The organism is Nonomuraea cypriaca (genome assembly GCF_015645445.1).
Lineage (GTDB): Bacteria > Actinomycetota > Actinomycetes > Streptosporangiales > Streptosporangiaceae > Nonomuraea > Nonomuraea cypriaca.
Map to the genome: position 1 here is coordinate 56,346 of NZ_JADOGI010000010.1, position 9,177 is coordinate 65,522.

General features: G+C 72.4%; 4 protein-coding genes. 1 reads left to right on the top strand and 3 read right to left on the bottom strand.

The features are described from left to right. Positions 1–138 precede the first annotated feature (138 nt). On the top strand, positions 139–3,849 hold the full coding sequence (locus tag ITP53_RS05410; RefSeq protein ID WP_328814044.1) for a S8 family peptidase: 3,711 nt from the start codon (positions 139–141) through the stop codon (positions 3,847–3,849). Between the two features lie 57 nt (positions 3,850–3,906). Here ITP53_RS05410 and ITP53_RS59060 read toward each other — a convergent pair whose 3' ends face one another. Genes ITP53_RS59060 through ITP53_RS60095 form a run of 3 tightly spaced genes read right to left on the bottom strand, consistent with a single transcriptional unit; the run spans position 3,907 to position 9,035 of the window. Further along, positions 3,907–7,203, bottom strand: a complete 3,297-nt coding sequence (locus ITP53_RS59060; protein ID WP_195894171.1) for a helicase HerA domain-containing protein — start codon at positions 7,201–7,203, stop codon at positions 3,907–3,909. After that, on the bottom strand, positions 7,200–7,844 hold the full coding sequence (locus tag ITP53_RS05420; RefSeq protein WP_195894172.1) for a hypothetical protein: 645 nt from the start codon (positions 7,842–7,844) through the stop codon (positions 7,200–7,202). Before ITP53_RS05420 ends, ITP53_RS59060 begins: the two co-directional genes overlap by 4 nt. A 3-nt stretch (positions 7,845–7,847) precedes the next feature. After that, a complete protein-coding gene (locus tag ITP53_RS60095) occupies positions 7,848–9,035 on the bottom strand; it encodes an endonuclease domain-containing protein (protein ID WP_207755552.1) in 1,188 nt (395 codons plus the stop codon). Positions 9,036–9,177 lie beyond the last annotated feature (142 nt).

Here is a 9,177-nt window from a genome sequence, read left to right on the forward strand (position 1 = left end):
CGACAAGTCAGGATTTAGCCACATAAACCTCATAGACAACGCCTGATCAGCGGCACTAGGAAGTCGGTAGTCCTGATTACCGATTTCTGGAGGTCGTACATGGGGGACGGGTTGAGATTAGTGAGGCGGGGGACGGCGGTGGCCGCATCCCTGGCCGTCGCCGCCTCGCTGCTCTTGGTTCCCGGCGCGCAGGCGGCGGTCACGCCGCCCGCCGCGTTCACGGGCGGCACGAGCGCCGCGGCCGGAGACGAGATCACGCTGATCACCGGTGACAGAGTGCAGGTGCGGGCACTGGACGGAGAGCACCGTACGGTCACCGTCACGCCCGCGCCGCGGGCGGACGGCTCCGTGCCGAACTTCCAGGTGCTGGAGGCGGACGGCGGGACGACCGTCATCCCCGACGACATCGCCACTCTGGTCCCCGAACGGCTCGACGCCGCGCTGTTCAACGTGACCGAGCTGGCCGAGCAGGGGTACGGCGCCGCCATCCCGCTCATCCTGACCTACGCGGGGAACGCCGCCAAGGCCGCCATCCCGGCCGCCAGGCAGGTCCGCACGCTGGAGAGCATCGGCGGCACGGGCGTGACCGTGGCCACGGCGGACGCGCCGGCGTTCGGGGCGGAGCTGGCCAAGCTGGCCGCCCCGCACGCCCGCGCCGCCGGACCGCTGGCCGGCGTGTCGAAGATCTGGCTGGACCGCAAGGTGACGGCCGCGCTGGAGACCAGCGTGCCGCGGATCGGCGCGCCCGAGGCGTGGGCGGCCGGATACGACGGCACCGGCATGACCGTCGCCGTGCTCGACACCGGCGTGGACGCCGCGCACCCCGCCCTCACAGGCAAGGTCGCCGACCAGCGCGACTTCACCGGCGAGGACGAGAAGGGCGACCCGCACGGCCACGGTACCCATGTGGCGAGCACGATCGCGGGTGTGGGCGCCGAGGGCGTCGGCAAGGGCGTCGCGCCCGGCGCGAAGGTGCTCAACGGCCGGGTCCTGGACACGGCCGGCAACGGCCTGCTGTCGTGGATCATCGACGGCATGGAGTGGGCGGCCGGCGAGAAGCACGCCGAGATCGTCAACATGAGCCTGGGCGCCGACGGGGCGGGCGGCCCGATGACCACGGCCGTGTCGCAGCTCACCAAGCAGTACGGCACGCTGTTCGTGATCGCCGCGGGCAACTCCGGCTGCGACGCCTGCGTGGGCTCGCCAGGCGACGCCCCCGAGGCGCTGACCGTGGGAGCGGTGGACCGGCAGGACAAGCTGGCCCCCTTCTCCAGCAAGGGCCCGATCGCGATCGACGACTCCGTCAAGCCCGACGTGACCGCGCCCGGCGTGGACATCGTCGCCGCCAGGACGGGCGGCGGCCAGGCCACGATGTCCGGCACCTCCATGGCCACACCGCACGTGGCCGGCGCGGCCGCGCTGCTGCGGCAGGCGCGGCCCGGCATCACCGGCGGCGAGCTGAAGTCGCTGCTCATGGCCACCGCCGAGCCGGGTGACATCCCGGTGGACGCGCAGGGCGCGGGCCGGATCGACGTGGCCGCCGCGCTCAAGGGCACGGTCGTGGCGTCGGCGGGCTCGGTCAACTTCGGTGAGCTGCCCCCGGGCGAGGAGAAGAGCCTCACCGTCGGTTACCACAACCTCGGGCAGGCGCCGGCCGAGCTGACCCTGTCCACCGGCGACTCCTTCACCGTCGAGCCCGCCGCGCTCACCGTGCCCGCCTCGGGGGCGGCCGAGGTCAAGGTGACGTTCAAGGCCGGCGACGCGGGGCTGGTGCGGCAGGAGCTGACGGCCGCGACCGCCGGCGGGCCCGTACGCACGCTGCTCACGGGCAGCGGCGAGGAGAAGCTGGTCGAGCTGCGCGTACGCGGCATCGCCAGGGACGGCCGTGACGGCCGCGGCGGCTTCACCGTGCTCAACCTCGACGAGGGCACCCTGGTCGGCCGCACGCTGCCGGGCAACCCGGCCCTGGAGTGCACCGACCAGAAGTACGGCTCAGGCACCTGCCTGCTCGTCAAGCCCGGCACCTACTCCGTGCTCGGCCACATCTTCACCATGCCCGCCACCCAGAGCAGCACCACCGGCGGCAAGCCGCTGAACGAGAGCCTGCTCGGCGACCCGGAGATGAAGATCACCGAGAACACCGAGGTCGTGCTGGACGCCCGCGAGGCCGTCGAGATCGAGATCGAGACGCCCGACCACACGACCAAGCGGAACACGGGAGCCGCCGCGGCGCTCATGTGGTACCGCTCAGGAGAGACCGGCACCGCGCTGCGCGGCGGCACCACCATCTCGTCCGGCGGGCAGATCGAGGAGCGGCTGTTCGTCCAGCCCACGAAGAAGGTCACCAAGGGCATCTTCACCGTCGGCTCCCGCTGGCGGCTGACGGCCCCCGATATCACCCTCTCCACGCTCGGCCTGAAGCTGGAGCCGGAGTACGTCGACCCGGTCCAGTTCAGCGACTACCCGGACGAGTACCCCCGCCTGGACGGCACCAAGCTGCTCCTGGCGGTGGACGCCGGCCGCGGTAGCGCCGAGGAGATCAAGGCCCGCGACCTGCGCGGCAAGCTGGCGGTCATCCGCCGCACCGACGGCGTGCCGGTCTCCACGCAGTCCAATGCGGCCGCGGCCGCCGGGGCGAAGATGGTGGCCGTCTACAGCGACGACCCCGGGTCCGACGTCACCACGGGTGGCAACGGGGTCAAGCTCACCGTCCCGACCGTGCGCCTCTCCCACGAGGAGGGCATGAAGCTGGTCGAGCGGCTGCGCCGCCTGCCGGTGCTGCTCGTGGCCAAGGGCATCACGGCCAGCCCGTACGCCTACGACCTGTACCTGCGCGAGCAGGGCCAGGTGCGTGACTCGCTCAAGTACGTGGTCCGCGCGAAGTCGCAGGCCAGGTTCGAGACCGACTACCACAGCCAGCTCGCCGACGACGTGACCGTCAACGAGGCCAGGTTCGTGTTCGAGCCGTGGGACAGCTTGGCGTACTCCACGAATCGCCCCATGTACAAGACGCCGCGCACCCGGATCGACTACGTCACTCCTGGATCCGACCTGCGGTGGTCCACGTCGGCGAGCACGCCGGCGCGCTCCTACAACAACATGTGGCCGCACCCGGACGCGGTGCAGGTCGGGATGTCGTCGCCCGAGTTCCGGCCCTACGAGAAGGGGGAGCGGGTCAGCGCGAGCGTGTTCAAGCAGCCGATGCTGCCCGGCACCAGCCCGCGCAACCCGGTGCGCAGGGAGGGCGACAAGCTGCTGATCTCGTTCAAGGGGTTCGTGGACTCCGGCGGCAACTCCAGCGACGCCTACACCAGCAAGTTCGAGAAGGGCCTGAAGACCGATTTCCGGCTCTACCAGGGCGACACGCTGCTGTGGCAGACGAACTACCTGCCGAGCGGGTCGGGGACGGTCGTGCCCGAGCAGGCCGACTACCGCCTCGAGTACGACATGACCAACGACGCCGAGTGGGCGAAGATGTCCACGCGTACCAAGGCCGCGTGGACGTTCACCTCGGCGCGTGCCGCGGAGACGGCCGTGATCCCGCTGCTCATGGCCACGTTCGACGCGCCGGTGGACCTGAAGAACCAGGCGAGGTCGCGCAAGCTGGGCCTGTCCCTCTACCACCAGAAGGGCGCGGAGCAGAGCGCGGTCAAGGACGTCTCGCTGGAGGTGTCGTACGACGACGGCGCCACCTGGAAGCCCGCCCGCCTGCGTGACAAGGGCGAGCGCTCCTACGAGACGACGCTCGACCGGTCGCCGTCCGGGTTCGTCTCGCTGCGGCTGAAGGCCTCCGACGTCAACGGCAACACGCTGTCGCAGGAGGTGATCCGCGCCTACGCCACGCGCTGACCGCCGTACCTGATCATCGGGCCTGGGGGAGTGCCGCGCGCGGCCTCCCCCACGCTCTCATGCCGGGCGCAGGGCGCCCCTGCTCTTCTCCATGACCTCCTCCGTGGTCAGCGGCGCCTTGGGGTGCCTGGACAAGCACATGGGTGTACGCACCTTGACGAACGCCTCCCCCTCCAGCGCCACGTAGAACTCGCCCGTGCTCAGCCGCGACACGTCGGGGACGTCGCCGCCCTTGGAGCGCGCCATCTCCCTGGCCGCGGTGATCTGGATGGGAGCGTTCAGCAGGCCGAAGAACTGCGTGGCGGCGTTGCCGGGGATCTGGTTGTGCAGGCTCTTGGGCGCCTGCGTGGCGAAGACGAGGCCGAGGCCGTACTTGCGGGCCTGGGAGGCGAGCAGCACGGTGCTCCGGGTCGCGGCGGCCGGGCCGGTGGCCGGCGCGAACGTCTGCGCCTCGTCCATCACCAGCAGCGCGCCCAGCGGCCGATCCTGCACCGGGTGCCGCTTGAACCAGACGAACAGCTCCATCTGCAGCCGGCTCACGAAGCTCTGCCGCTGCTCCAGCCCGGGAAGCCCGGCCAGGCTGATCACCGATACCCTGGCCCGCCGACCCGGGGCCGGCGTCAGCAGCAGCCCGGGATCCACCGGCTCGCCCACCCCGCCGAACAGGGGATCGTTGTCCATGGCCGCGGTCAGCGACTGGGCCAGGTCGGCGGCGATGCGCGGCGCGCCGGCCAGCTCGCTCACCCCGTCCGGCAGGTCGGACAGCAGGGCCGCGAACCCCTTCAGGCTCGTCGCGCCCCTCCGGCCGTAGTACGCCAGCGCCTTGCGCAGCACGGCCTGCCCGAGCTGTGCCTTGTTCGTGTTGGCGTCGAGCCTGACGCGCGGCACGATGAACCCCACCGCCGCCTCCACCGCCTCGGCGAACTCGTCGGGGTCGCCGGCCAGCCCTGTGAAGTCCGGCAGCGGGTGGAAGCTCAGGGGCCTGCCGCCCGACCGGCCCGGGGTCCAGACCACCACGTCGGTGCCCGCCAGGTAGTCGTCGGCTTTGCGCGCGTCGCCGTCCTCCCAGGCGGGTGGCGGTTCCGGCCAGCGTTCGCCCAGCCTGGCCAGGTCGTTGTTCGGGTCGAGCACGATGGCGGAGACGCCGAGCAGCGCGCACTCCTCGACCAGGCGCCGGATGAGCACCGTCTTGCCGGAACCGGACCCCGCGAAGATCGTCACATGTTTCCTGAGCGCCTCCAGCGCCACGCTCACGGGCGCGCCGTCCCCGAGCCGCCGCCCCACCGAGAGGTACGGCATCCGCGCCGCCGTCACACCGGACCCGCGAGCATGCGCACTCCCGGCGACGACCGGCTGCGTACTTTCCGCGTCGCCCGCCTGCGCGCTCCCGGGGCCGACGGGCTGCGGGCTCCCCGCGTCGCCTGACTGCGGGCTCGCCGGATCGCCTGACTGCGGGCGCGCCGGATCGCCTGACTGCGGGCGCGCCGGATCGTCCGCCACGCCGGCCGCGGGGAGCGGAACGCTCCAGGCGCCGGTGAGTGCCTCGCTCAGGAAGCCGATCTCGGCGGTCGGCCGGCGTGCCACCAGCCACGCGGCCAGGTCGGAAGGGTTCTCGGCGAGCAGCGCTCTGAGCGCGGCCAGCACCCGGAGATCGTTCTCGCTCACCCGTAACGTCCGCCCACCGGCCCGCTCGAAGGCGATGATCGCCGCCTGCGTCGCGCCCCCCTTCGACCACGGCCTGTTGCGGAGCAGGAAGAGCCGCCGCTTCGGCACCTCCACGTCCAGCCCGGCCGCCACGGAGGCCCGCCGGATCCGGTTCAGAGCGGCGTTGCCGTGCTCCGCGCTGACCGCGCGGAAGGCCCAGTGGATCTCGTCCTCCCTGGCCTCGTCGAGGGTGCGCCGCAGCCGCGCGTGCAGGGGCGGCTTGGCGCTCGGCGGCGAGTCCACGCCGAACGACATGCCCGCCTCGCCCTGCTCCGTGATCCACGCGGTCAGCCCGGCCGCCAGCAGCGGCGGCATCAGGGCGTCCTCGCTGACCTGGTCGATCACCGGCGGCAGCGCCTCACGCAACTCCTTGAACCGGACGTCGAGCGCACGGAGATCGGCGGCGGCGGGGTGGTGCGCCTGGACCTCGGCGGCCCGCACGGACGCGGGCGCCTGAGGCACGGACGGGGTGAGGCCGAGGTCGTCGAGTTCCGTGACCTCGCCGTCCAGCAGGCACGCGTGGACGTGCCGGTCGATCCGGATGAGCAACTGCCGTGGCGTGTAGCCGGGCGCCTGCTCGAAAGCCTCGGGCCGCACCGGCCACGTCGGGTACGGCGGCTTGATCCCGGCCGCCCCGTACTGGACCTCGAACCGCCTGACGACCAGCGTACGGGCGGTGTCCGCGTCGGGGATCGTCTTGAGCTGGACCGCCTGCCTGAACCGGTCGCGCACCGTGTCCACCGCCACGTCCTCGACGAGCGTCCAGGTGGCCGGGATGCAGGTCACGACGGTCAGCGTCCGGCGGGTCACCTCGCGCAGCGCCATCAGGCCCCCGGCGATCCGCTCGATCATGAGCGTCTCGCCCGGCGTGCGGGCCCCGCCCTGCGTCGGGACCGAGGACTGGGCGACGAGCGGGTCGATCTGGTCCACGGCGATGATGGTGGGGCCGGTGAGCGCCATCAGGCGCGAGATGTCCCTGACGATCTCCTGCGGTGTCCTGCCGACCTGGCGGATGCCCCACTGGGCCCGCTCGCCCGGCTGCCCCTCCGGCGCCGAGGACAGGAACGCCTCACCCAGGTCCTGCAGGCCCAGGTCGTCGCCGGCCAGCAGGACCAGGGCCCGCGCCGTGTCCTGCGACTCCCTGCCGACCTGTGCGTCGAACCGCCGCAGCGCCGCGACGAACGTCTCCAGCTCGTCCCTGGTCACGGCGCGCTTGCCGATGATCGCCCGGCGTACCATGCGGGTCACGCCGACCTGCGAGGCCAGGCGGTCGAGCAGCCGCGCGAGCTGGACCTGCCCGTCCTCGCACGGCCGCGACAGGCTGTCCAGGATGGACACCACCATGCTCTCCCAGAAGCCCTTGGCGTCCAGGAGACCGGCCAGCACGAAGTAGCCGCCCTGCCGCTGCGCCGTCTCGCGCACCCAGCCGAGCAGGTGCGTCTTGCCGGTGCCGCGCTGGCCCTGCACGACCACGCCGACGGGGCTGGCGTCCGGCCGGCTCGCGGCCTCGGCCAGGCCGTCGAGGACGATGTTCGTGGCCGGGCCGTGCAACCCTTCCACGTGGTACGCCGACGGCCGCCACACGTCGTCGGCGCTCTCGGTGTAGTTGAACGTGAGCGCGGCCAGATCCTGTACGTCTGCGCCGGTCATGGCCTGCCGATCCACAGCAGGTGCTTGGCCTGCGCCCCGATGATCACCGCCGCCTCCCGGTCCTCGGGCGTGAGCGTCTTCTGGTTCGACTCGGGGACGAGGTTCACGTCGGGGAGGCGTTCCATGCGAACGAGCGCCTCGTCCACGCGGTCCTTCGGCGCCTCGCCCAGCACCCGGCGCAGCTCCGTCAGGGTCACCCACGTGCCCGGCTCGGCGGCCACGCGGGAGTAGGCGGCCCGGATCCGCGCCTCCAGATCGTCGGACGGGTCACCGGGCCCTGCCTCGTCCTCGTCTGGCTGGAACACCTCGGACAGCCGCAGGTCGTTGCGCTCCATGAACCTCGGCAGCCAGCCGAGCAGGGCGCCCGCCATCGCCCCCGACGAGCCGCTCTGCGGTGGGATCCGGCCCGCGCGCAGGTCCTCGGCCAGGCGCACCCACCCGGCGTCCGTCAGCACGTGTACGTACGCCCGCCCGGGTTTGACGCTCTCGACCAGCTTGAGCTCGTTGAGCCGGATCCGTCTGGAGCCGTCGATCGTCATCTTGTGGCGCTGCTTCAGCTCGCTGTTGGAGATCTCGCGGGCTTCGATCGCCAGCACCATCAGGGCGGAGAAATCGGGGAGCGACAGCCGACTGTCTGTCATATCTCATCCTTCCGTGCCGCGGCGTCCCCGCAGGAACCGGCCGATCTGGCGGATAACGGTGTCCATGTCTATCAGCACCTGGACATCGGTGAAGCGCAGCACGGCGTAACCGTCTAGCTGGAGGCGTACGTCCCGCTGCCGGTCGGCGGCGAACGTGGCGGCGCCCCGGTGGTCGGCCCCGTCGATCTCCACCACGCACCGCTCCTTCTCCCACAGCAGGTCCACCCGGATCGGCGCGGCCAGCGGATGCGGCTGGTACGTCTGGTTCCACGCCCGCCCGTACGCCCACTCGCACCTGACCAGCGCCGCCTCCAGAGCCATCTCGCTCCGGCTCCCCGGATGCGGCCGCCCAGCCACGGCGGGATAACCGACGGCGGGCGGACACCCGGCCGTGGCCGCCCCAGCAATAACGGACACCGTCCCCACCCCGGTGGACTCGGGGGATCCGGCTCTGGGGAACCCGGCCCCGGCGGCGCCCGCCGTGTGGGCCTTCGTCCCGGCAGGCCCCACCCCGGTGAGCCCGGCGGGACCGGCCTCAGCGGGACTGGCCGCGGTGGGACTGGCCGCGGTGGGACTGGCCATGGTGGGACTGGCCACGGTGGTGGGTAAGTTCAGTGGGATTGTCGCGATCCGGTCCACTGTGCCGAGTGGGGCGCCTGTCAGCCAGACAGCGGCCCCGCTGCGGTGGGCCAGCCACTCACACCCGCCGGCCAGCACCTCCTCCTCCACCGGCCCGAGCCCCTCGGGCACCCGCACCATGATCGCCGCCCGGCTCCGGCCGTAGCTGTCGGCCAGTACCCGGGCCAGCCCCGCCGCCCGTGCCTCGGCAGGGAACCTACTCTCCCCGCCCGCCAGCGCCCGCTCGGCCAGCTCGGCGAGGAACGGGCCGAAGTGGTCGCTCGCCGACGCCCGGCGCAGCGCCAGGGACCGTACGGCAGGCAGGTGGGCGCCGCCGGCCCCCTCGACGCCCTCGGCGCCGGGCAACCACGCGGGGAAAAGGGCGATGGCCGCCGCGTCCAGTTCACGCACGACGGAGGCGACCAGATCGGCGACCGAGCGGGCCCCGGCCGCGAAGTACGTGACGATGGCCGGCGCACCGGGCGGGAGGGGATCGATGGCCAGGGCGATGTCATCGGCGTCCGCGTCGAGCCGGACCACCCGCCCCGCCGGCAGCTCCCCCCACGAACCCACGACTCACCCCCTTATACCGCGTACCGGCGAGGCTAGCGGGCAACCCATCCAGGATCCAGGCGAGCCCGGCAGGCTACCTGCCCGGGATCCGGGCGCGGCGGACTGCCGGGGTCCCGGGGGCGCTGGAGGGCTCTCATGCGGA

What these genes read in the sequence shown, in the direction of transcription:
- ITP53_RS59060 (WP_195894171.1), bottom strand. Translation starts at nt 7,203, where the DNA reads ATGACCGGCGCAGACGTACAGGATCTGGCCGCGCTCACGTTCAACTAC.
- ITP53_RS05420 (WP_195894172.1), bottom strand. Translation starts at nt 7,844, where the DNA reads ATGACAGACAGTCGGCTGTCGCTCCCCGATTTCTCCGCCCTGATGGTG.